25 protein-coding genes and 1 tRNA gene are annotated in these 23,335 nt (G+C 51.5%); 6 read left to right on the top strand and 20 right to left on the bottom strand.

Annotation, left to right across the window (positions count from 1 at the left end):
• Position 1: 1 nt before the first annotated feature.
• Positions 2 to 781 (bottom strand): hypothetical protein, encoded by a 780-nt coding sequence (locus E1162_RS06370; protein ID WP_257098706.1) that lies wholly within the window; start codon positions 779 to 781, stop codon positions 2 to 4.
• Between the two features lie 206 nt (positions 782 to 987).
• Here E1162_RS06370 and E1162_RS06365 point away from each other — a divergent pair.
• A tRNA-Arg gene (locus tag E1162_RS06365) sits at positions 988 to 1,064 on the top strand.
• Between the two features lie 298 nt (positions 1,065 to 1,362).
• On the opposite strand, the gene E1162_RS06360 is transcribed toward E1162_RS06365, so the two are convergent.
• From E1162_RS06360 to E1162_RS06285, 16 genes are all read right to left on the bottom strand, one after another.
• On the bottom strand, positions 1,363 to 1,926 hold the full coding sequence (locus E1162_RS06360) for a biotin transporter BioY (RefSeq protein ID WP_155128415.1): 564 nt from the start codon (positions 1,924 to 1,926) through the stop codon (positions 1,363 to 1,365).
• Positions 1,927 to 1,943: 17 nt separating this feature from the next.
• Positions 1,944 to 2,636: an energy-coupling factor transporter transmembrane component T family protein gene (locus tag E1162_RS06355; protein ID WP_155128413.1), complete on the bottom strand. Its 693-nt coding sequence runs from the start codon at positions 2,634 to 2,636 to the stop codon at positions 1,944 to 1,946.
• The gene (locus E1162_RS06350) at positions 2,633 to 3,322 is read right to left on the bottom strand and encodes an energy-coupling factor ABC transporter ATP-binding protein (RefSeq protein ID WP_155128411.1); all 690 of its coding nucleotides are present in this window, start codon (positions 3,320 to 3,322) and stop codon (positions 2,633 to 2,635) included. The genes E1162_RS06355 and E1162_RS06350 overlap by 4 nt, the downstream gene beginning before the upstream one ends.
• Positions 3,323 to 3,473: 151 nt before the next feature.
• Positions 3,474 to 4,235, bottom strand: a complete 762-nt coding sequence (gene madM / locus E1162_RS06345; RefSeq protein WP_155128409.1) for a malonate transporter subunit MadM — start codon at positions 4,233 to 4,235, stop codon at positions 3,474 to 3,476.
• Between the two features lie 2 nt (positions 4,236 to 4,237).
• Entirely contained in the window at positions 4,238 to 4,642 is a 405-nt protein-coding gene (gene madL / locus E1162_RS06340; protein WP_155128407.1) for a malonate transporter subunit MadL, read from the bottom strand.
• 79 nt (positions 4,643 to 4,721) lie between these two features.
• Positions 4,722 to 4,931: a biotin/lipoyl-containing protein gene (locus E1162_RS06335; RefSeq protein WP_371311829.1), complete on the bottom strand. Its 210-nt coding sequence runs from the start codon at positions 4,929 to 4,931 to the stop codon at positions 4,722 to 4,724.
• 18 nt (positions 4,932 to 4,949) lie between these two features.
• A complete protein-coding gene (gene mdcG / locus E1162_RS06330) occupies positions 4,950 to 5,630 on the bottom strand; it encodes a malonate decarboxylase holo-[acyl-carrier-protein] synthase (protein WP_155128405.1) in 681 nt (226 codons plus the stop codon).
• 1 nt (position 5,631) lies between these two features.
• On the bottom strand, positions 5,632 to 6,732 hold the full coding sequence (locus tag E1162_RS06325) for an acyl carrier protein (protein WP_155128403.1): 1,101 nt from the start codon (positions 6,730 to 6,732) through the stop codon (positions 5,632 to 5,634).
• An 18-nt stretch (positions 6,733 to 6,750) separates the two neighbouring features.
• Entirely contained in the window at positions 6,751 to 7,641 is an 891-nt protein-coding gene (gene mdcE / locus E1162_RS06320) for a biotin-independent malonate decarboxylase subunit gamma (RefSeq protein ID WP_155128401.1), read from the bottom strand.
• Positions 7,642 to 7,677: 36 nt separating this feature from the next.
• The gene (locus E1162_RS06315; RefSeq protein ID WP_155128399.1) at positions 7,678 to 8,634 is read right to left on the bottom strand and encodes a biotin-independent malonate decarboxylase subunit beta; all 957 of its coding nucleotides are present in this window, start codon (positions 8,632 to 8,634) and stop codon (positions 7,678 to 7,680) included.
• Positions 8,635 to 8,644: 10 nt separating this feature from the next.
• The gene (gene mdcC / locus E1162_RS06310; RefSeq protein ID WP_155128397.1) at positions 8,645 to 8,962 is read right to left on the bottom strand and encodes a malonate decarboxylase acyl carrier protein; all 318 of its coding nucleotides are present in this window, start codon (positions 8,960 to 8,962) and stop codon (positions 8,645 to 8,647) included.
• A gap of 14 nt (positions 8,963 to 8,976) precedes the next feature.
• Positions 8,977 to 10,650: a malonate decarboxylase subunit alpha gene (mdcA, locus tag E1162_RS06305; RefSeq protein WP_155128395.1), complete on the bottom strand. Its 1,674-nt coding sequence runs from the start codon at positions 10,648 to 10,650 to the stop codon at positions 8,977 to 8,979.
• Between the two features lie 41 nt (positions 10,651 to 10,691).
• On the bottom strand, positions 10,692 to 11,459 hold the full coding sequence (locus E1162_RS06300) for a biotin--[acetyl-CoA-carboxylase] ligase (protein WP_155128393.1): 768 nt from the start codon (positions 11,457 to 11,459) through the stop codon (positions 10,692 to 10,694).
• Positions 11,460 to 11,544: 85 nt separating this feature from the next.
• Positions 11,545 to 12,756 carry a Na+-transporting malonate decarboxylase, carboxybiotin decarboxylase subunit gene (gene madB, locus E1162_RS06295; RefSeq protein ID WP_155128391.1) on the bottom strand — a complete coding sequence of 404 codons (1,212 nt, stop codon included), beginning with the start codon at positions 12,754 to 12,756 and terminating at the stop codon, positions 11,545 to 11,547.
• Between the two features lie 121 nt (positions 12,757 to 12,877).
• A complete protein-coding gene (locus tag E1162_RS06290) occupies positions 12,878 to 13,858 on the bottom strand; it encodes a triphosphoribosyl-dephospho-CoA synthase MdcB (protein ID WP_155128389.1) in 981 nt (326 codons plus the stop codon).
• A gap of 359 nt (positions 13,859 to 14,217) precedes the next feature.
• Complete coding sequence (locus tag E1162_RS06285; RefSeq protein WP_257098705.1) at positions 14,218 to 14,643, bottom strand: HutP family protein; 426 nt, start codon at positions 14,641 to 14,643, stop codon at positions 14,218 to 14,220.
• Positions 14,644 to 14,956: 313 nt separating this feature from the next.
• Here E1162_RS06285 and E1162_RS06280 point away from each other — a divergent pair, with 313 nt between their 5' ends.
• On the top strand, positions 14,957 to 16,102 hold the full coding sequence (locus tag E1162_RS06280) for an alpha-hydroxy acid oxidase (RefSeq protein WP_155128387.1): 1,146 nt from the start codon (positions 14,957 to 14,959) through the stop codon (positions 16,100 to 16,102).
• Positions 16,103 to 16,267: 165 nt separating this feature from the next.
• Complete coding sequence (locus E1162_RS06275; RefSeq protein ID WP_155128385.1) at positions 16,268 to 17,752, top strand: nicotinate phosphoribosyltransferase; 1,485 nt, start codon at positions 16,268 to 16,270, stop codon at positions 17,750 to 17,752.
• A 56-nt stretch (positions 17,753 to 17,808) separates the two neighbouring features.
• On the opposite strand, the gene E1162_RS06270 is transcribed toward E1162_RS06275, so the two are convergent.
• A complete protein-coding gene (locus E1162_RS06270) occupies positions 17,809 to 18,804 on the bottom strand; it encodes a Gfo/Idh/MocA family protein (RefSeq protein WP_155128383.1) in 996 nt (331 codons plus the stop codon).
• Positions 18,805 to 19,239: 435 nt separating this feature from the next.
• On the opposite strand from E1162_RS06270, the gene E1162_RS06265 reads away from it, so the two are divergent.
• Together E1162_RS06265 and E1162_RS06260 are read left to right on the top strand one after the other, a co-directional pair.
• A complete protein-coding gene (locus E1162_RS06265) occupies positions 19,240 to 19,848 on the top strand; it encodes an outer membrane protein (RefSeq protein WP_155128381.1) in 609 nt (202 codons plus the stop codon).
• 212 nt (positions 19,849 to 20,060) lie between these two features.
• Positions 20,061 to 20,378, top strand: coding sequence for an antibiotic biosynthesis monooxygenase family protein (locus E1162_RS06260; RefSeq protein ID WP_155128379.1), 318 nt, complete (start codon positions 20,061 to 20,063; stop codon positions 20,376 to 20,378).
• A gap of 172 nt (positions 20,379 to 20,550) precedes the next feature.
• On the opposite strand, the gene E1162_RS06255 is transcribed toward E1162_RS06260, so the two are convergent.
• Together E1162_RS06255 and E1162_RS06250 are read right to left on the bottom strand one after the other, a co-directional pair.
• The gene (locus tag E1162_RS06255; protein ID WP_257098704.1) at positions 20,551 to 21,417 is read right to left on the bottom strand and encodes a DUF2971 domain-containing protein; all 867 of its coding nucleotides are present in this window, start codon (positions 21,415 to 21,417) and stop codon (positions 20,551 to 20,553) included.
• Between the two features lie 149 nt (positions 21,418 to 21,566).
• On the bottom strand, positions 21,567 to 21,806 hold the full coding sequence (locus E1162_RS06250) for a hypothetical protein (protein WP_155128375.1): 240 nt from the start codon (positions 21,804 to 21,806) through the stop codon (positions 21,567 to 21,569).
• A gap of 314 nt (positions 21,807 to 22,120) precedes the next feature.
• Here E1162_RS06250 and E1162_RS06245 point away from each other — a divergent pair, with 314 nt between their 5' ends.
• Entirely contained in the window at positions 22,121 to 22,678 is a 558-nt protein-coding gene (locus E1162_RS06245; protein ID WP_155128373.1) for a recombinase family protein, read from the top strand.
• The last annotated feature ends 657 nt before the right edge of the window (positions 22,679 to 23,335 follow it).

Below are 23,335 nucleotides of genomic sequence, written 5' to 3'. Positions count from 1 at the left end.
GTTAGTTAAGGGACTCCGGCTGCAAGACTTCCAGTTGAGCGGCGTGTTCTAGCAATATTTCGGGACCGCGTCGTAATTGAACAACCCCTCGCAATCGCACGAACTGCCCTTCAAGCGCATCAACATCAATGCCTGACCGAGCAAACGCCTCTACGTTTTCTCTCTGAATAATGCCGGTGAAATCCTGTGTCCAGCGTTCTGAAAAGTTTAAATAGATGACCTTGCGTGTGTGCCCCACTGACAACACGGTTCCCTCAACCAAGTGATACTCACCGTATCGCTTTAAAAGCGTAGCGTCTTCAGCATCATAGGGTGAATACGTCTGCCATAGGCCCCGCTGTTCAAGGCGCGCTAGGCGCTCGGCCTCTAATAACGCAGTCTGACATTCAGTATTTAAACCTACATAAAAAACGAAGGACTGCCCCGCTAGGATCACAGACTTATTCACGGTGTATCCACCCTGCCCCACAACAACGGCCGGAAGTTCGCCCCAGCGATCAGGCTTGTCGCTTAACGGATAGGCTATATATGGACCACCAACGGGCAGATGGCCCGCCCCTTCATTCTCCTGATGAGATTGAGGGCTGTAAACATCTGAAAGAAAGTAGGTTCTGCCATCACGGCTTAAAAATGAGTGGCCCGCGCCGGCCCACTCCACCTCCACCCCTTCGACGCCTTCAGGAACGCAAACATCCTTGGTGCCTTCAGCGCTTTGAACGGGCGACTGGGTGAGCGCAAATAGAAGCAGAATTAGACACCGGATACGAACCAACGCAAACACCAACTGATAGCCAGCGCAAACAAACTCTGCGCCGAAACAGTCAATCAGTTTTGGCCAGCAAGCGCATCAATCAGTTCCTGCAGGGCCAAATCAAATCAGCAACAAACATGCCCCTAGGCATTCGGGGGATACTCGCGATAGTTTGGTGAACAGTCTCGCATCACTCTCTAAATCATGATATCGCAGGTCGTAGTTGCACACCACATGGCCCCGTAGCTCAGATGGATAGAGCGGCCGCCTCCTAAGCGGCAGGTCACAGGTTCGAATCCTGTCGGGGTCACCATTTTGCGCCATTTCCCGAAATTCCATATCTGAGCTGTCTACCAGAGAGCTACGCACGCTCGGCGAAATAGCGACGACTCCGCTTTGAGCAAAATTCACATTGATTGCCAGCAACACAAAAACCGGCCCCTTTGAAGGGACCGGTTTTGTCTGCTCGGGATGGTCTTGAGATTAGGAGCACGGAAAAGACCACGAGCGGGGGTGAAGTTGTCGTTCTTCGTGGTGAGCACCTGAAATGAGAGCCGGCCCGCTGAACAACAAATTTCAAATGTGGATCAGACAACTAAAGGAGCGGCCTTCTAGATGCGGTTTGCGCCATAACCCATGGTCGCGCCAAGGGCTTTGCGAACCTGAATAGCGATATATGCGGCAGCAACAGCCTTCAGCACATCACCCGGCACAAAGACAAGCGTTCCAAGAACCGCCTTATCAAGCGGAATGCCGCCGCTGATGGACAGCCACAAAACGCCCACCGGATGCATAACGAAGATGCCGCCCACAATGCAGAACAGACTGGAAAATACGAGATAGTTTGCTTTGCCGGAAAAGCGCTCAAACAACAGACCAGTTGCATAAGCTGCCAGCGGCCAGCCAACCAGATAGCCCGCTGTTGGCCCCATAAACACGCCAAGGCCGCCACGGCCACCTGCAAGAACAGGCAAGCCAACAGCCACAAGCGCCAGCACCAAGCCCATAGAAAGCGCGCCGCGGTTTGCACCAAGCACAGCGCCTGCCAGCATCACACCAAGAGACTGAGCTGTAATGGGCACGCCAACCAGCGGAATAGTGATTGGCGGAAAGAAAGCAAGGGCAACGGTAAAGGCCGCGAAAAGGGCCACGAGCACAGTATCACGAGTATTCATTATTTTTCTCCAGTGACCTAATGGGGTTGATCAGTCTCCGCCCCCATAGGAGCGGAGACCGATCTACGGACAGCTTGGGAGCGCCGCATAACTGCAGGAGAGGGTTTTGCATCAGGCAGACCACCTCGGGCGTCTATGGCCTGCGAAACCTGTTCAGCCATTTTCACAATCCGCAGGACGAACGGAATGATCAAGGCAAAGATATTGGTGCCAAGTCCGCGTGCTTGCTGCGCTTCCCTGACCTCCTGCGAAATCTGCCCCACTACCGGAATGAACCGAATGACAAGTGAAAGCGCAAAAGCCATGCGAGGGGCAGAAAAACCAAAAACCGAAAGCGGCGTTAAAACCCGCTCAAGCACAGTCAAAAGCGCTGATGTTTTCGTTGTCACGGTTATTAAACCGGCAGCAAGAACAAGGATGCAAAGTCGCAAAATAACGACAAATGCATCGCTTAAGGGCCCAGTAAACAGTTTGGCTACGAACAGCGCAGCCATAATCCAAAAAAGCGGACGCACCTGATTATACGCAACCACCAAGCGAAGCTGTGCGGCTGGAAACAAACACACACACAGCGAAAGTGCGCCCGCAAGTAACCATAGATCTGAAACAAAGGAGATGCCGGTACCTAGAACCGCCAAGCAAAACAGCTTTCGCCCGGCAGCCAAACGGTGCAGCCAGCTTTCCTTATGTATGTAGAACGAAGCGGTCATGACATCAGCCGCCGGTAGTAGCTAAGAGCTGCCTTTGGAGTGTCGTCAGCAACCACCTCGCCGTCGTTCATAACCATAACGCGATCAAACCCCTCTAGAAGAGTGAGGTCGTGCGTCACGGTAATCACGTTCTGCTCCAGAGAGTAAATAACGTCCGCAATCCGGCGCGCATTGCGCAAATCCAGAAGCGTCGTCGGCTCGTCAAAAATGATGGTAGCGGGACGGCGCACCAAAGCACCTGCAATCGCCAGCAACTGTTTTTGACCACCACTTAAAACGTGGCAGGGTTCATGCCGCTTGTGGGCCAGATCCAACCGCTCAAGCACATCATCAACCCGTTTAGCGATAATTTCCGCTGACAGGTCGGAACGGCTGAGACCAAAGGCGAGATCTTCCTCAACAGTTGGCAGAACAATCTGGTTATCGGGGTTTTGAAAGACGAAGGAAATACGATCGCGCACCTGTTTGGCGCAGCGGCGGGTTTCCAAGCCATCCACCCATACCTCACCCGTGGTTGGTACAAGCAGACCATTGATCAAACGCAGGAAAGTACTTTTGCCAGACCCGTTGCTGCCCACAATGCCAATGCGCGGCTCTGACATAAAGAGGTTAAGCTCTTTAAGGATTTCGTGTTCGCCGCTTTGATAGCCTACAGCATTGAATTCTATAATTGTTTTGAAGGGCATTACATTCATGGGAGGGCCAAACTTAAGGGTTGAGTAGTTCCCTCAAGGATAGGGGCACCGCCTGCAAACGAGTTGACAGACTATGCATGCGCCCCTACCTGTTGAGTTCGGACATCGTTGTCAGTCCAGAGCTGTCAAAAGCTCCGGTTTCTTAGCCAAAGATTGCTGCAAGAACGATGTAACCGATGGATGGACATACCAGACAGCCGAAACCGGTGTAGAAGGTAGCCGTCAGGGCTCCATAAGGAACAAGCTTAGGATCGGTGGCAGCCAATCCGGCAGCAACGCCACTTGTGGAGCCCATCAAACCGCCATAAACCGCTGCAGCCTGAGGGTTATCGAGACCTACTCGCTTTGCAACGAGCGGGGTCATGATCATGATCGCGATAGACTTCACAACGCCAGCTGCGATGGAAAGCGCGATAACGTCGGAAGACGCACCAAGTGCAGCACCGGTAACAGGACCAACGATGAAGGTGGTTGCACCGCCAGCAATTGTTGCAAGGCTGACCGGGTCGGTATAACCGAACGCAAGACCAACAGCCGCACCGATGGTGATAGATACAATCACCGATACGACGAGGGAGGCTGCACCCGGAAGACCTGCTTTCTTAAGCTCCTCTAGACGAGCACCAAAAGCTGTAGACACGATAGCGAAATCGCGGAATACGGAACCACCCAGCAGAGCCAGACCAGAGAACAGGCTGACGTCTGACAAACCTTTGGAGCCGCCAGTCATTACACCACCGATGTAAGACAGGATCAGACCGATAACAATCGCAACAGCGGAACCCGCAATGCGGTTGCCCATGGCTTTGGAGATGATGCCTGCAATCCAGGTAATAACACCAACAAGCACGAAGGCTGTAACAAGCGGATAGCTTGTAAAGGCTTTAATGATGACCTGATCCATGATTATTCCGCAGCTCCCTTTTGCTTATTCGCTGCGCTGTCAACCGGCTCGGACTTACCACCAAGAGCACTGATTGGTTTAATGAGCAGGAAGCCGGCAACAACAGTGCCAAGACCGGCGATAAACGCCAAAGGGCCACCTGTCAGAGCTGCAACAACGTTCTGTGTACCGCACATTGCGATAACGACAGGAATGTACATCGCGCTCCAGAAAGCGATACCGCTCTGCGCTGCTTTGGAAAGCTGGTCCTTGTCCATGAGACGCTGGCCGACCACAACCAGAAACAGCATCGCAAAGCCCACGCCACCAACGTCAGCATTAATTCCCAGAAGCCACCCCAAGCTTCGACCGATGAAAGAGCCGACAATCATGCAGCCCCCCATCAAAGCCAATCCGTAGATTACCATCTTAGTTCTCCCCTAAATTGCACTACGGCAAAAAGTAAGAGGCGGCACTGCCTTTTAGCGCTGCCACCTCTTTCCCCCATTATTCGATGGTAAACATCAGGCCGCCTGGCTTCACTCTATCGCCAACTGCGATGTGAATTGCAGATACATTACCGTCACATGGGGCCATGATTTTGTTTTTCATTTTCATGGCTTCTACTTCACCCAGGGAGTCACCTTTTGCGACGGTGTCACCAACAGAAGCCGTGATCGAAATAACAACCGATGGCATTTTTGCTTTTACGTCCACTTTATTTCTCCTTTTACATCAAGCGAACATTTGCTCGTTTTTACTTATAAGCGCTACACCAGTTATGGATTTGCACAGTATAAATGAACTATCAGAAACTAATTCATCAAGTTTAATACCACTATTACCTTTCAATAATACTTCACAGTCAATATTTATTTTTGATTTATTACTTAAAGTAGACTTTAAACCGTGGAATTCTCGCATATTTTCTTGTGAGGAACTTTTCAGAACCAGATCGATGTCGGAATCGCTGGTCGTGTACGCCAGTCCGCTTTGCGCACGCAGAGCCCAAGAACCGATGAGTCCAAGCTCGATATCGAGGTCGTCCGCCCACGCTTTCAGCGTTCTCAGCAGCGGAGAAACCGGCATATCGCCAATTTCCAGCGCCCGTTCCATGACCTCATAAGGTGTTGAAAAACTGACTACATCCCCTTCGCTGACCGTGACAGAGGCCCTGAGTCGCTGCGCACCCCGCTTCAGCGGCAAAGAGAACCCGACTTGTCCCTGCCCCTCTGGAAGCTCCGTAAGCGGGCGGCACACTATGCCCGGCACCCGATAGGAGCGAAGGGCCTTCAGCGCACCATCCAGCTGCTCCCGATCAAGGTCTTTAGGCGTCATCGCAAATAGAATGGAAGCAAGCATCCGCTCCATTTGGTCCGGCGAGAAATGAGCAAGCGTGTGCCTCAGGTTCAACATCTCAGCGCCTCTTGATCCATGTCGGATCTTTCTTCTCGCTGGTCTGCAACTCCACCTGCGCGCCAACAAGACAGTCGAACATTTCAGTTAGATCCGGCCCTGTGATCTCAAAGTCCCCGACAGCCTCCTGTCCCGGCACCTGATGCGATGGACGCAGCACCAAGCGCGTTGCAGGCGCGCCGATCTCCACGGTCTCACTCACACGAACAATGCGGGATTTAATGCGCAAGATCGTCCGCGCAGCCCGTTCTACGGTCTCTTTCGAGCCAACCGTCGTTGCCTCAACAAACACGTCAAATTCGGGATGGGTTCGCTTGCGGCGATAAGTGATGATCTTGCCTTCACGGTTGCACACGTGACCAGCTTCGGAAATGAGGAAGCTGTCACCCATTGGCAAACCGCCCACGATCAACTCGCGGTACTCACCACCAAGCGGCGATGGAGCCAGACTGATATCATCACGCAGTGGGACGCCATCGAGAGCGAGCCAGCCAAATTCCTGACAGCCGTAAAGGTCGTGCACCTCGTAACCGAACGCCTCTGCCACCGGCAGAAGGTCCTGATCGAGCGGCGTACCGGCAGTCAGCAGGATACATTCCTCTGGAAACTGCGACTTGAAACCAAGGTCCGCCGCTTGCTGCAACGCCACGCGCAGAAACGAGGATTCACCGATAACAAGTCGCGGCTTGTTCTTGCACATGGAAACGGTAAACGCGTCCCGGCTTGAGCGAACAAGGAAGTCCCAGGTAATGCCGTAGTCCCGCAGTGCGGCGGCAGAAAACACATTAACGAGCGGCGGGTAGGTAACCAGCATTCCATCACCGGCCACCACACCAAGACGGCGGAAAATTTCGGCCCCTACCCGCGAGCGCCCTTCAATTTCGGTGTGTGCCACACCAACGATATTCTGGAAGGCAGAAGAGCCTGTGGTGAAGGTAAGGTAGGCAAGGTTGAGCGGAGCATGGATTTCTTCAATCACATGCGCAGCCGTTGGCCCTGCAATACCTTTGTCTTTCAAGCCTCTACGAGCCATTTCATCAATTGTCGGCGCACCGCCAAACAACAGAACAGCTTCTTCCAGTGCATTAATATCGTTGGACATGACACACCCCGATTGTCGTTAGCTGGCCGTATACTGGTCAGCGACAGCAGCGAACTGCTCGTTCATCAGCGCCATAACCTCGTCACGCACGACGCGGCCACCGCGCTCTTTGCCGAGCTTGCCACGACCCCAAGGGCCAAGATCGTCTTCACGACCCTCTGCCTTTGCAGTGCGGATTTCAGCAATGTGCTTGGTGATGCAATCACGCATACCGGAGATCTCGGTCACCAGTTCCTGCACACCACCCAGCTCGTAGAAGAAGCGAGGGCCAGCAGCGAACACAGGGTTGCCGGTAGACAGCGCCTGCAGGGTTTCCAGATCCTTGCGGATAATGCGGGAGATGGAGGTCAGCGGCATAACGTGGATCATGGTGCCGAAGTTGGCGTCCAGAGACAGAATGTGATCTGCCTGCAGGCCATGACACAGGAACGCACCGGAGATAGCGCGGCCGATAACCATCGCTACAATCGGGTGACCCTTGAGGCGGGCTTCAGCAAGCGCCAACTGGTAAGCACCGGTTGACTTGTTCATGCCGAAGATTTCTTCCACCTTACCAGGACCGTTACCTGGAGTGTCGACAACGAGCACGATAGCGCGTTTGTCGGCAAGGTCTTTGTCAGCATCGGCGGTGATGGATGCATAGACGGACTTAGCCATCTTGTATCCTTCTTCCATGCCGATGATACCGCCGTATACGACCGGGAACTTTTCGTTCATGGCCATAGCATCGTTCGCAATTACGGTAACGGTTGCGCCGTTAAGCGTAGCGGTACCGCAAACTGCACCCGGGCCGAATTCCGGATCATCGAAGGTCAACGCACCAACGGTGTTTTCTTCGAAAGAGTCCGCATCAACAATGAAGTCAATCGCTTCTCGTCCACGGCCAACCAGAGTTTCAATGTCTTCCATTTTTAACTGCCTTGTGATTTCGATTGAGCCTAGAGATCAGACAGCGAGGCGCTGAGCTTTTGCGATGAACTCTTCATATGGAGCATCGTTCAACTCGGCAGGTGCTTCGTTGCCAGCATGTGCCCACACATCCAGAGAGTCCTTCGGCTGCAGTTCAACAGCCAGAGCAACAAGTGCCAGCTGCTTATCAACCGCGGCTTCCGAACCGATGCGGCGCATTGCTTCAAAGTCTGCAATCGGCAGAACGGCCAGATCAGCGATCTGAGCGCGGAATGCAGCAACACTGTCTTTTACGAGGAAGTTGCAGTCGCCCATGATGTACTTGTGCTTGGCACCGGTGGTGCGGAACACAAGACCACGGTCAGAGCTGTCGAATTCTTCGCGGCCCATTTCCTGCTCGATCACTTCAGGACCGGTCAGGCCGAGACGGCCGAATTCACTCATTACGATTGCGTCCATTGCAGCAGCCACAAAGCCCATACCGCCGAAGCAGCCAACTTTAGAGCCGATCACTGCAATCACAGGCACTTTGCCGCGAGCTTTCTGAACCTGATCCATGAACTCAGCGTGAGCCAGAAGACCCGCGTTTGCTTCATGAAGACGAACACCACCGGTTTCGAAAGAGAACACAACGATTGGCTTGTGTGCTTCCGGAGTGTCAGGGTTCTTGGCAACCATTGCGTCAAGCATTTCGATTGCAAGACGAACGGTATTTACGATTTTCGCGCCGTGTACTTCACCCACTGCACCACCGATAAAGCGGCCTTCCTGGGAGATTACGAACACTGGAGTTTCGCCAATGCGGCCAACGCCGGTTACTACACCGTCATCGTATTCAACAGCATCGCCAAGCACACCAAGATGGGGACTTGGGCGACGGTCCATAGGACCGCAGAATTCAGTGAAGCTACCTTCGTCGACGAGACCGAGCGCGCGATCACGGGCGTTGGATTCCAGAAAGCTGGCGGATTGCAAATCAGTCCACTTAGTCATGTCTGCCCCCTTAGCGTGCTGTAGCTTCTGCCAGCGCCTGACGAAGGCGCAGCATCACAACGGCTGGTGTCGCGTTGTTGTCGTTGATTTCGATGTGCGCATTGCCAAGGCCGCTTTCGCGAACAAATGCATCTGCAACACGTTTCCAGAGATCATCGAAACCGGTCACAGGAGACAGGATCTGGAAGCTGACAGCGCCGCCCTGTTCCTTGGACTCGATGATCATTTCCAGATCGCCAGAGCCCACCACACCAAGGTGGAATGCTTCGCCGAGAGCGACGGTTGGGCTTGCGTTTTCGATAGAGAAATTTAGCTGATTGAGAGCCATTGTAGTCACCTATATCACCAGTTGCGGAACCGGGCTGGTGGGTTGTAAAGACCACCGGACCAAGTAACGAGATCCTGCATGTTCTTTGCAGCCAGCAGCGAACGGTTGGCGCGCGAACGGTCAATGCCAAGATCTTCAGGTGTCATGATGATGCCAGCTTCACGCAGGCGCTTGGTTTCTTCCGGCTTGGCCTGCAGGCCAATTTCGGTATAACCGGCAACACCGCGAATTGCGGCCATGCGGCTTTCCAGATCCGGACAGCGGCTGAGGTATGCGATACCTTCTTCGGTCACAATGTGAGTAAGGTCGTCGCCGTAGATCATTACAGGAGGCAGGTCGAGGTTAGCATTTTCAGCCAACTTCCAAGCATCCAGCTTATCTACGAATACAGGTGCACGGCCTTCACCGAAGGTTTCAACGCCCTGAACAACCAGACGGCGGCCACGAGGCATATCGCCCTGAATAGCTTCGCGGTTTGGCAGTTCCTGACCACACTTTAACCAGCTTTCGGTTACGTGACGACGACCCTTGGCATCACAGCCCATGTTCGGCGCACCACCAAAACCGGCAACGCGGTTTGCAGTTGCAGTAGAGGAGTTACCGTATTTGTCGATCTGCAGGGTGCCGCCGATGAACATATCGAGCGCATAGTGACCAGCAGTCTGAGCAAATGCACGGTTGGAACGCAGCGTTCCATCAGGGCCGGTAAAGAAGATGTCTGGGCGCGATGCCACATATTCATCCATACCAAGCTCACCGCCGAAGCAGTGGATGGTTTCTACCCAGCCGCTTTCGATCGCAGGGATCATGGTTGGGTGCGGGTTCAAGATCATGTGTGTACAGATCTTGCCCTTCAGGCCCAGCTCTTCACCGTAGGTAGGCAACATCAACTCGATTGCGGTTGATAGGAAGCCGATACCGTGGTTGAGGCGCTTCACACCGTAAGGACCGTAAATGCCCTTCAAGCACATCATACCGAGCAGGATCTGGGTGTCGGTTACGAGCGCAGGATCGCGGGTGAACAGAGGCTCAAGGAAGAACGGACGCGGAGATTCAATAACCGCATCAATCCAGTCAGCCGGAATATCAACGCGTGGCAGTTCATCAACGATTTCGTTGACCTGTGCGATCACGATACCCTGACGGAACTTGGTTGCTTCCACTATGGTCGGCGTATCTTCGGTGTTAAAGCCGGTGTAGAGGTTGCCCTTGCGGTCAGCCTTATACGCACAGATCAAAGAGACCTTCGGCGTCAGGTCGAGGAAGTAACGACCGAACAACTCGAGGTATGTATGGATCGCGCCGAGTTCCAGCTTGCCATCACGAATGAATTCAGCAACGCGGCCAGCCTGCGGGCCACCGAACGCAAAGTCCAGTTTCTTCGCAATGCCGTTCTCGAACAGGTCGAGGTGCGCTTTAAGCGGCACAGCGGACTGCACCATGTGCAGATCGTGGATCTTGCCGCGATCAACCTTGTTCAGGCACTCTGCAAGAAAGTCTGCCTGCTTCTGGTTGTTACCTTCAATATTGACGATGTCATATGGACGAATGACAGCTTCAAGCAGCGCGACGGTATCTTCGTGCTTAACTTGCTTGCCATTGCCAATGAACCGCGAAGCTGCCTCCATACGCTGCGCAGTATCCTGCTTCGCGTTTTCCCAGCTTCTATTTACTTTTGTTTGTAGCATGGACAATTACCTCCACCTGAACCACTTTCCCCAAAGTAGTTCTAGATTAACTCCCCGTAGTGCAACTGATGATATATGCTTTTCTGATCTTTAATTAGAATAGATCCATCGCTACATATCGCATCTACACTTCCGGAAATCTCGTGAATTCCAGTATTAATTGTGACTGATCTACCAACAGAGTGAGAGTTTTTCTTTATGATCTCATAGCACGGCGAGAATCCTTTAGAGCCCCACTCACTTATTCTGAAGTCAATACGATCGATGACTTTAGAAAACACCTCCATACGATCCACGTAGCCGCCGCTCTCGATAGAAAGAGAGGTGGCACGATGCGAAACTTCGCTGTTGAACTGACTGAACTGCTGGGAGACGTTGATCCCGATACCGACAACGACGTAATCAACCTCGTTCATTTCGGTCATCTGGAGTTCACTAAGAATTCCGCAGCACTTCTTTCCGTTAATCAGCAGATCGTTTGGCCATTTGATCCCGGCAGACAGACCGCAAACGCTTTGAATTGCTTCATGCACCGCAACTGCTGCAACGAGGGTGACCTGATAGATCCGCTCGATTTCGACATTCGGGCGCAGCAGCACTGAAAAGCACAGGCTATCACCCGGATGGGAGTACCAGATCCGCTCACCCTTCCCCCGGCCGGAGGTTTGGTGATCGGCAACAACAACGACAGTCTCACCCTCGTGGAACTTGGCCAGTTGGCAAACAACGCGGTTCGTGGAACCTGTTGTCTTCAGATAGTAGATGACCTTGCCATCTTGTCTGTTCAGGCCGTAGGAGAGCATTTTCATACCCGTTTACACAGTTACCGAAATAAGGATCTGCTTGCTTGGGTGAGGCACCTTCCTCGCAAAAGGCGCCCCACCCCATTTCTGGTTAGACAGCCACCAAGCCGATGGTGGAGGCGAACACGCCCACTGCGATTGCCGATACGATCAGACCGCAGATGGAAGCGCCCATTGCCAGAGGCATGATCACAGCGTAAGGGCTTGCAGCGAAAGCTTCTTTCTGAGCGATCTTCGCGGTGGAAGGCAGACAGGACACACCAGCAATACCGATTGCAGGGTTGTAGTTACCTTTAGAAATCCACCATACGAACCAGCCACCTGCGATACCGCCAAGACCGGAGATTGCCAGCGCGGTGATACCCAGAACGAGAAGGATCAGAACGCGTGGGTCAAGCAGGGTAGACGCTTCACACAGCACGCCGAGAACCAGACCGAGGAACAGGGTTGCAGCGTAGGTAACAGTCTTTTCGAGGAACTGCTGGTAAGGCTCGATCTCAGCTTCTTTGATAGCAACGCCAAGGAAGAAGGAAAGAATAAGCGGAGTTGCAACAGGCAACAGCAAGCAGAGCAGACCGCAAGATACAACGATGAAGATGAACTTCGCGCGGTTGGATACATCTGGGAAGTCGATTTCAACTTCAAGACCGCGGTATTTCTCAGGAACCAACCAACGCACGAGGTAAGGATAACCAGCGTAGCAGAGGGACAGGTAGAGGTACGCGATGATGGAGATTGGAACGAACAGTTCTTTTGCCATGATGAGAGAGGCAAACAGAACCATTGGACCGTCAGCGCCACCGATGGTTGCCACAGCAGCAGCAGAACCAGGAGCAAGACCGAACCAAACACCCAGAACCAGAGTAACGAAGGTACCCAGCTCAGCGAACAGCGCTACAGTGATGGAAGCAAACGGGCGGGCAAGAATGAAGGAAATATCCGCCATTGTGCCGATGCCCATGAACAACATACATGCCACCAAGGAGTTGGTGAATGTGAAGTTGTAGATCGGCTGCAGGAAGTTGATCTGCATGATGTCGATGAGCGCGCTTGGCTCGGACACCATAGGAGCAACCACGAGAGTACCAATTGCACCACCTTCAAGGAAGAGCACGCCGGCGTTAACCGCCACCATACCCATACCCATTGGCACCATGATGAGTGGTTCAAGAGTACGCTTGAAGCCCAGATAAGCAAGCAGGAAGCCGACCGCCATCAAACCAACGCGTGAGAAGGCGATGATCGGGTCCTGAACGAACATAGTTCCGATGCCCGGAAAAACAGCAAATAGTTGATCAAGCATTGGTTTTACTCTGACGCTTCGTTCTTGGATAGGAATTTACTAAGACCAACAACAACGCCGATAACCCCATAGGCTATGACGGCCGTAATTGCGTAGGTCATCAACGAATAGGTAATCACGCTCATGATTGCCCCACCTTCATTTTTTCGATTTTTGGATGTGTTTGATTGACTCGCGAGCTCTGGGTTCCGGTGGCACCTTGACGGCTAGTCAGCTTTTCAAGGGCGATAGTTACCGCCAGCAGATCAGCACATCCGCCGGGACTCAGATTGCGGGAGACCAACTCGGCATCGAACGAATGGATTTCTTCCATCCCTTCCGCAGTCATCGCCCCCCCGAGCGATAGAATGTGGCGAGCCCGTTTGTAGACGAACTCTTGGGCGTTCGGTCCGCCCCGCCAAAGAACGGTGGTGTCCTGCACCACGCTCATCAATGTGATCAGTGCATGAATACGGGCCAAACGCTCAGGCAGGCCGCGCTCCATAGCTGTGCGGTAAGCAGGCAAACCGAACACAGCAACTGATGGAAAACCGTCTTCTACCTCGCCGCGGATGCCGCGAACGCCATGCTCCTTGAACAGAATTTCACCCGCAGTCCGCTTTTCAGCAGAACGGGTCTGTTCCAGTTCACGATTGCACAAACCCTCACACATGCGGGCAGCAAGTGTAAGAATTACGCGTTCGGAAAATGTGCGGATAGAACGAGCTGCATAGCCAGTGGCAGCAGAAAGAACACCGGCGCAGAACAAATAGCCGCGCTGGGTATTAATTCCGCCGGTTGTCGCAAGTAAAACGTCTTCATAGAACACGCCAGTATTACGAACTTTCGGCAGCAGATCTGTTATCGCCCCTTCGTGAGACAGACCCAACTGCGCACACTCGTAAAAGCAAGGCGCAATTGCAGCAGACGAACGCATGAACGTCTGCAAATCCATATCTTGATGGGATCCATTGGAAAGAGGTGTAACCAGACCCGGTTTTGGATGCGTTGAAACTTCAAGCAATGCGCCCAAAAGAAAGGCTGAACCAATCTCCCAAGCAATCCGGTTTACTGGAAAGGAAGTCTGTCCACTTTGAACGTCGCGTAGTTGCGAACAAGTCATAACCTTACAGCCTTAAGCTGTCATGCCATGCATTAAAGCAAAGCATGCCGCTCGAGACAGCAAACACCGTTCAAGCAAGAACGTATTTACGGTCTAAGCTTAGTTAAGCCACACTGTGGACACTTATTCACTTTGGCGATTTGGTTCTCTAGATCACACGACACTTTCGTTGATCTAGTACACTGTGGGGACGCTAGCCTTAAGCGCCTCCGTCTCTGATTAATAACTCTAGATTATAATGGATAGCGAACAATTAGATATATTACATAATAAGACGATGTATCCAAAAGCTGGTAACCTATTGATTCCCATAGGTTACCAGAGGACCCCATTGACTAATGTCAACATTGGGTCTGGGTCTATATATGCATAAACCCCATACCAACCCGCTCATGGTTGGTCAGTGGATGGTAGGCAGAAACGCCGTAGGCAACTACACAGATCCACTTTTTGTCTGAAACAACAGCCACTTTCAGTTTCAAGCTCGACTCAGCGGCAACATCCGAAGTGAGTCCCTTCAAACACTCAAGGCCCGCATGGATCGCCGCATGAATATGCCCGGTGCAGTGATGGATAACCTCGTTCTGCACAGCACAGTTGATCATCGACTTAACAAAGGACTTTGAAACCTGTGACTTACAGCCTGAAACGACCGTAATACCGATTTTGTACTCCTGAGTTTGAGCCAGCCAAGCCTTGAACTCCCCCTCCTCCTCCTTGGAGGTCATCGCCGCCATTAGGGCGACTTTGCCTATTTTATCTGGAAAAACATACATCGCTTTCATCCCCCGCACGCGTCCCGAAACGCAGCACCGCTAAATTAGAAGAGCTCAAGCAATGCGCCAGTTAGTTGGATTACTTCGTAGAGCCATCTCCCTACCCGCACTAGGGGAAAGCAGGCGCACCTGCGCGGTTTTGTAGCCAAACTACCTTAACGGATGCGGACAACCATGTTTTGGCTGACTTTAAGCCAATTTCATCAGTTTTATTGAGTCTGCGCTGCGCACTCCCATCAAAAGTCCTAGGTGTTTACCCTTGACATATCTCTGATCCGTGCAATTGCTTAGCTTAATACTGAAAGGTTGTAAGGAAACGTCCATGGCTCCCCTTCTGGAAATTGCAGACTTAAAAAAACAGGCCCGTAGGCGCGTGCCCAAAATGTTCTTTGACTACGCAGACAGCGGCTCATGGACAGAGGGAACCTACAAGTCCAACGAATCCGATTTTGAGAAAATCAAGTTCCGTCAACGCATTGCCGTAGATATGACCAATCGAAACCTCGCAACCAAGATGATTGGGCAGGATGTTTCGATGCCGGTGGCTCTTGCGCCAACCGGCCTGACCGGCATGCAGCACGCAGACGGTGAAATTCTTGCAGCACAAGCAGCGGAAGAGTTTGGCGTACCCTTCACACTTTCCACCATGAGCATTTGCTCGCTGGAAGCTGTCGCGGAGAAGACAACAAAGCCGTTCTGGTTCCAGCTCTATGTGATGAAGGACAAGGATTTCATTGGCGATCTGATTGACCGCGCCAAGGCCGTTGGCTGTTCGGCATTGATCCTGACCCTTGACCTGCAAATCCTAGGACAGCGCCATAAAGACCTGCGCAACGGGCTTTCTGCCCCGCCAAAATTCACACCAAAACACATCTGGCAGATGGCAACACGCCCGGCGTGGTGCATGGGTATGCTGCAAACCCGCAACCGCTCTTTCGGTAACATTGTGGGCCATGCAAAAGGTGTTTCCGACCTTTCCTCACTGTCTTCATGGACAGCCGAACAGTTTGATCCTCAGCTCAACTGGAAAGACGTTGAGTGGATCAAAGAACGCTGGGGCGGCCCTGTCATTCTCAAAGGCATTCTGGACAAGGAAGACGCTGTTAAAGCGCTGGAAACAGGCGCAGATGCAATGATCGTTTCCAACCATGGCGGCCGTCAGCTTGATGGCGCACCGTCTTCCATTACGGTTCTGCCAGAGATTGTTGAAGCAGTAGACGGGCGCATGGAAATTCACCTCGATAGCGGCATCCGCTCTGGTCAGGACATACTGCGTGCAAAAGCGCTTGGTGCTCAAAGCACTTACATCGGCCGGCCGTTCCTATACGGCTTGGGCGCTGGCGGTAAGGCTGGCGTAACGCGGGCACTGGAAATTCTGCGTCAGGAGATGGATATCACCATGGCCCTCTGCGGTAAGCGAGATATCAATACGGTAGATTCTTCCATCATCTATAAAAACCCGCTCTAAGCGGGCAACAGCGCTCACGAGGGGGATATGGAGTGCTGTAGACAAAAAGGATAGGATACCGAGGGCTTCCACTTGTGCTTGGCAGGGCTTATTGTCCTGCCATTTCGCAAAGGAACCGTGCGCGACCGGTGTCCGTAACAGCAGAAATTAAATGGGCGGAACTTGATGACAAGCACTCGTGGACTCTTTGCCAACGCGGTAGACGAAAACAACCCCCTGCTGGACACAGATAGCTATAAATACTCGCACTTTGTGCAGTACCCTCCGGGCACAGAGTATGTCTCAGCCTATGTGGAAGCGCGCAAACCCAACGGCCCGACGGACTTCACCGTTATGTTTGGCTTACAAATGGAGCTGGCCAAGCTCCAAGGCCAAGTCGTAACGGAAGAGGCTATTGATGAAGCCGAACCATTCATCCGTGCCCACGGCTTTGAAACGGCGCTAGACGGCTGGCGGCGCATTGCAACCGTTCATGGCGGCAAGCTGCCAATTAAAATCGATGCGCTGCCGGAAGGCACCGTCTGCGGCATTCGCACAGCTCTGCTGCGTATTACCAACACAGACCCAGAGCTTTTCTGGCTTCCAGCATTTCTTGAAACCCGCATTCTGCGCTCCGTCTGGTATCCAACCACTGTGGCCTCCAACTCCACAGCGTGTATCGACGCACTTCGTGAGGCTATGCAGGAAACCGATGGCTCTTCAGAGGGCGTTGAGTTCAAACTACATGACTTTGGTGCACGCGGCACCACCAGCCGCGAAGCTGCTGGGATTGGCGGCTGCGCCCACCTGATCTCCGCTCTTGGCACCGATACTGTTTCCGGCCTTGTTTATGCCCGCAACTACTACGGTGCGGATATGGCAGGCTTTTCCATTCCTGCATCAGAGCACGCCACTATGACAAGCTGGGGCGGCGCAGAAGGCGAAGCTTCCGCCATGGAAAATATAGTGCGCCAGTATCCAAGTGGCTTGGTCGCCTGCGTTTCTGATAGTTACGATCTTTTCCGCGCCATCGAGAGCTACTGGGGCGACCAACTGAAGGAACTGGTCCTTTCCAGAACGGATGGGTTCCTCGTCATTCGTCCAGATAGCGGCGATCCAATCACCCAGCTGCCAAAAGTTATTGAGGCGATTGGAGCAAAGTTCGGCTTTACCCAAACACCAAGCGGCTACCGTCTTCTAAACGAGAAAGTGCGTGTCATTCAGGGTGATGGTATTACTCCGAAAACCATCCCGCTCATAATCAAAGCACTCAAGGGCGCGAACCTTGCCATCGGCAATGTGGCCTTCGGTATGGGCGCTGGCCTGCTGCAAAAGCTGGACCGCGATACCTTTGGCTTTGCTATGAAGGTTTCTGCCATCTGTGTTGATGGAGAGTGGCGTGATGTCTTTAAAAAACCGGCGACGTCTCTTGAAGGGCTAAAGTTCTCCCGTCCGGGCAGACAGGCCGTAATCAAGAACGAGCGCGGTATAATGGAAACCATTCGTTTTGAAGACCTTGCAGGCCGTGAAGACCAGCTGCAAACGGTTTTCCTCGACGGTGAAATCACCCGCCTACAAACGTTTGATGAAATCCGCCAGCTCACTCAAGATGGCATAAAGCATATGAAAACGGCGAAAGTTGCAGGCTCTTGGCCTAGCCAGAGCGAGTAACAAAAAAAGCCCTCACCATGCGGATGAGGGCTTTTTCTATTGCGTAAAAGAGCTAACTAGATCTGCTCCCACTTCTCCGTTGCTTCAGAGCGCAGCAGAGCATCAATAACGCGCATGTTCATCACCGCGTCAGCTGTACCAAATGGCAGCTCCTCTTCGCCGCGAACAACACGGGCAAACAGCTCGCCCTGCAGCTGGTACTGATCTGCTTCAGCAATGGTTTCGCTTTCAATCGCGCCGTCACCCAGCACCTTGCCATCATCCAAACGAAGCACAGTTTTTCCACCAAGAGGCGCGTTGTATGGAATAAGCAGTTCCAAGCGCTTCTTGGTGCCCAGAATGTTCAAGCGCTGGTAAGGCACAGACTGGGTGGACACGGTGAAGTCAAGACGGCGACCATTGCCAAAATCAATCAAGCCTGAGGTTAGCCGATCTGTTCCAAACTCAGGATCACGATCAATCATCGAAATGGCGCGGATCGGGTCACTGTCGAAGAAGAAGCGGCCTGCAACAATCGGGTAGCAGCCAATATCCATCAGTCCGCCGCCGCCAACATCCAAGCGGTTGCGAATGTTGTTTGCGTCCATGTTGTTATATGCAAAGACCGACTGCACAACGCGAATATCGCCAAGCTCTCCAGACTCGATAATCTCGCGTGCACGATGCCACTGCGGATGACAGCGCACCATAAACGCTTCCATCACAAAGCGATCTTTTGGCAGGTCCAGAAGCTGTTCGGCTTCTTTGGCATCCAGCGCTATTGGCTTTTCACAAAGCACATGCTTGCCCGCAGCCACCGCCTGCAAGGTAACCGGAACATGCATATTGTTGGGAAGCGGGTTGTAGATGATCTCGATTTCAGGATCGTTCAGCAGCTCCTCATAGGAACCATAGGCTTTGGGAATTCCGAGCTTGTCAGCCGCAGCTTGAGCGCTTTCAAGACTACGAGATGCAATGGCGGCAACCTCAACGCCCTTGGCCTTGAGCAGACCAGGAATAACCTTCTCCATCCCGATCTTGGCCGTTGATACAATACCCCATTTGGTCGTCATGGATCGTCTCCCGAATATGGACGGTTACCCCGCCACGCTTTTGTAATTCATGCATGAAAGCACCCGCAAGGGAAGCAGAAAGCGGAAACAGGTAAGTGTGGGCCTACCTAACGCGAGCCGGTAATACGAAACGCAACCTTGAACGCTGGTTTTCCTAGAGGCTTTCATATGCACCGCTAGCAGATGCGAGGCCCTAACCTTCCCCATCAGCCGATCATGAACAAGCCCGAAACAATACTAGTATGGCAGATCTAATCTTCGAACAATGTCAACAGAAGGGCGAAGACGTTGCGGTTTTCGTAGAAAAGCGAAAGCTGCTGCACAGCCCTGCCCCGCCTTTTGCAGCCAACGCCCCGTGTTTAAAGAGATCATTAACCACAAAATGCGTATTTTTACATTGATATTTTTACCAGTAAATAATTTGAGTTCGGATTCATGATGATCAAGAATGCCTTAATCGCGACTACACTCTTAGCCCCTAATATTGCACTGGCAGATAGCCCATCTTCTTCGGGAAACTGGGATGGCGTGCATGTTGGCCTAAAAGGTGGCTACGGCGTATTTACTGGCAAGGACACCGTTGGAAATAAAGGATCAATACACGCCCGTATTGCAGGAGCCTTCGCGGGCTACAACCACAGCTTCAATAACATTGTTGTGGGCGTGGAAGCTGAAATAAATGCCACAGATTATGAAGCCGTGTCTGGTTCTGGCCTTAGTCGATCTACGTCAAAATGGAATTCTATCGGCACCGTTCGACTTGGTTACGATACTGGTGAGTTTTTGCCTTATGTTTCAGCAGGTGTAGGTATCGTCGAGTACGAAGTTAAGCGCTTCAGCGATGCGGAAATTACTCGCAACACGCACATCGGGCTGGCCGTTGGCGCAGGCTTTGAGGCGATGATTACGAACAATATCTCCGCACGTATCGACTACAAGCATCTTCAGATGAGCAAAGAGACTTTTAAGTTTAGTGGAACCTCAGCTTTCCAAATAGAAGGATCCCAAAACCTCTTTACTGCCGGTCTAGCCTACAATTTTTAATACGCTTGAGAGCAGGCAGGCCGCCTGCTCTCTCCTTACAAGGCAACCATCAGCAGCCTAAGTTTTGAATAGAAACGCCTTTTCGCAGTCAATAAGGTGCGCCAATACCGCTACGCGCCCTGCTTTGACAGGCTGCTCCAGCACCCAATTTCAAATACCCCAAGCCTCTGCGATGGTGTAGAAGAGCGCAGTTTTTATCTGGAGCGATATCTATGCACGTCGTAATTTTCGAAGTGTACCCGACAGTTGTAGGCAAGCCTGAGTATTTGCAGATTGCAGCGTCCTTACGCAAAGAACTGGAACAAGTGGATGGCTGTATTTCCATCGAGCGCTTTGAAAGCCTCACCAATCAAGGAAAAATTCTAAGCCTATCCTTTTGGGAGAGCGAAGCAGCGATTGCTGAATGGAAGGCAAACCTTAAACACCATCTCGCCCAGTCAAAGGGCCGCGATAGCCTGTTCCAGTCCTACCGCATTCGCGTTGCAGAAGTTCAGCGCGATTACGACTTCAGCGCATCCGAAAACGCATAAAACTCCCAGCGCCAAGGCCAAGCCAAATACTCTGTAGATTTTTTTGAGAGAAGTGGTGCCGCTGATAGGCCGATTCAATTCTTACAATCAGCGCGATCCACACCTCAAATAACCAACAAAAACAAAACACTAGAAGGGTCCAGCCTTCCAACCGCAGAAATTCTGAAGTGGCTTACGCGCTTTGTAAAGCGTTTTTTATGTGATCAGAGGTTGTTTCTTGAGGTACCGGTTTTAGAGACATTTTCTGCATCTCCATTCGGTAAAGTCTTGCTTTGGGATATCTTTGCAAAAGAGTAGAAAAATCCTGATCTTGGTCTACTCTAAAGCCCGAATATATTCCTACCAGCTCGTTTGGATTGAAAGGCAGATCAACATAGTCATCTGTAACGTTCGTTTGATCTACAAAGCGCCTCTCTCTTTCATGCTCCCAACTCTTGTGTTTCGTTAAGGCACAGTAGGACTTCATCAACAAACCATCGACAAGTCGATTGCCCAATGCAGCTTCCAATGCGGCGTGTGCTCCGAGCTTAGTCTCTAATCTATCTACATAATTAACGGCAATAGCTTTGTTCCAATGGGAGTTATCTTTCCGATCAGAGGCAAACTCCATTACGACCCCTCTGTGGGAGTCACCGTAGTAACCCCACATATTTGGAAGGTCTGGCGCATCGGTGAGACAGAGTACTTTCAATGTCTTAAGATGCTTCTCAATTTTGACCTTACATTCAGAAAATTCAAGTTCGGCTAGCTTACAAATATATTCGATTGAATTACTTGATATATCGCAAAATTCCTCAAAACTTAACTTAGGGTATTGCATTTTTACTCTACGCATTAACCTCGTAATCTCAGGCGCAACGGTACTCGACAGGTGTGCATTTGAATAAAGCGCATGCAACCGCTTTTCTACTATGCTTTTAAGTTCTTCAGCAACAACCGAAACTGGTGCACCAAACTGTATGTCCGCTACGTCATTGAACAACGCTGGCGAAGACCAACGAAGCTGTCCACTACTGAGCACTTTTTTTGCGGTTTCCATTGTCATGTACTTAAAGTGCGAACCACCAATATAACTAATATTTTCTCTCATAGAACAAAACAAAAATCACGCAATATCGCCACCCACACCAGTAAGCACAATAATATTCCATTAACTAAAATAGTTAATCTCATTAAAAACGAATACGTTCAATCTAACAAGCCAAAATACTCCCCAACATCCACTGCAGCAGACACGAACTTTTTTGCTGTTTCTATATCCATTATTACTAACTTACCGTCCACATTGAGATAGATACTCGACTCCCCCTCACTACCATCCTTTAATGTGCACCCTGCGTAGTAAGACGAGCGCCCGAACTCCACAGTCAGCGTGCCCTTGCCGTTTTGATCACGAATGTATTCCTCAAAAAACATTGTCGTTGCCATTCGTCACACCCTTTATTCATCAACATTCGACTAGCGGTAAATAATTTATTAAGTACACAACCAAAAGAAGTTCAAGCCTCAACTGTCATGTTGCTGATTTAGTGAGCATTTTTATTCAGTCTTCAAGAGTATACCTTAGCGCCCTAGTTGAACGGTTGTTGGGAATGGCTGAAATTTATAGGGCATAAAAGTTAAACTTGATCAAATGTCCGACAGGGCCTTGAACTCTATAATTTATACGCCTATTAATGGAGCAGCTAAATGCCTCCCTTATAGATTGCACATAGTGGGGGCTTGATAAGGACACCTGCACCATGCCTACCGTCTTCGGCTACGCCCGCGTCTCCACAACCGGACAGGACTTGTCTATTCAGGAACAAGAACTCAAAGCTGCCGGATGCGACTTCATTCGTTCAGAGAAAGTTTCCGGCACCTCGCGGGAGGGGCGTGATGAATTGAAGCTACTACTCGAGTTCGTAAAGTCCGGCGATACTTTGGTGGTCACGCGCATGGACCGCCTTGCTCGCTCTGCTGTAGATCTCCTGAAGCTAGTGGAAGACTTGAAGGCTCGCGGGGTCGAGCTGCGTATTCTAAAGCAAAGTATCGACACCAGTACCAGTGAAGGAAAGCTCTTCGTTACCATGCTGGCCGGATTTGCGGAGTTCGAAACGGAACTGCGAAAAGAGCGCCAGATGGAAGGCATTGCCAAAGCGAAAGCAGCAGGCAAGTACAAAGGCCGAGCGCCCACCATTGACCGCAGCGAAGTGGCTTCTCTTATGGAGCAAGGTATGAACAAGAGCGCTATCAGCCGAAAGCTCGGCTGCGATGTTCGCACTATTAGGAGAATTTCAAGGGAACTGGAAACGACTTGAAGCAAGCCGCTGGCTATATTGCAAAAAGTTCACCAGGCCAAAAACGCCCGAACGCACAGCTTGCAACAACGCTCGCGTAGGCTGCGTTTTCCTTATTGACCACTGGCCGGCCTTACCCTACGTACATTTCACTATTTGGTTGCTTTATGCGTTAGAGGTACGGTTATGTCAGAAGATGCGAGGACTTCTGTACGGCGCGAAGAGCTATGGGTTCTTGAGGGGGCTCTGGCCTTTGTTCCGAGGCTTCGCGCAAAGCCTGACGACACGCCGTTTGGCCGTGCTTGCAAAAGCGTCGTAAACTATTCTGTCTTGCTGCTTGGCACTGTTGCAAAAAGTTTTCCCATCGAAAACAATTCCCTTAAACGGCTCGCTGCGACCGTAGCCAGGTCAAGATGGAGCTGCTGGAGTGGCAACATGGTGACCCCAGGAGGACGTCGAAGCTTTGATGTCTATTCAATTTGCATCATATTCTTGGTGTTTTCGGGCCTTTCGGCTGCGGCTCAAGAAAGAGCGTGTCACCATTCACTAACAATGATCGAAATTGATGATGTCGAAGACGGGTATTGGTTTGCGCCTGATAAGGGCTTGGTAGAAGTCTATAGGCAGCCAAGGTAAGATAGTACAGCAAAAAAGCCGCTGAAGCGATTACGATTTGGA

The organism is Pseudovibrio flavus, assembly GCF_009711345.1.
Lineage (GTDB): Bacteria > Pseudomonadota > Alphaproteobacteria > Rhizobiales > Stappiaceae > Pseudovibrio > Pseudovibrio flavus.
The sequence above is the reverse complement of the archived record's forward strand: the minus strand, read 5'-3'. Positions and strand labels throughout refer to the sequence as shown.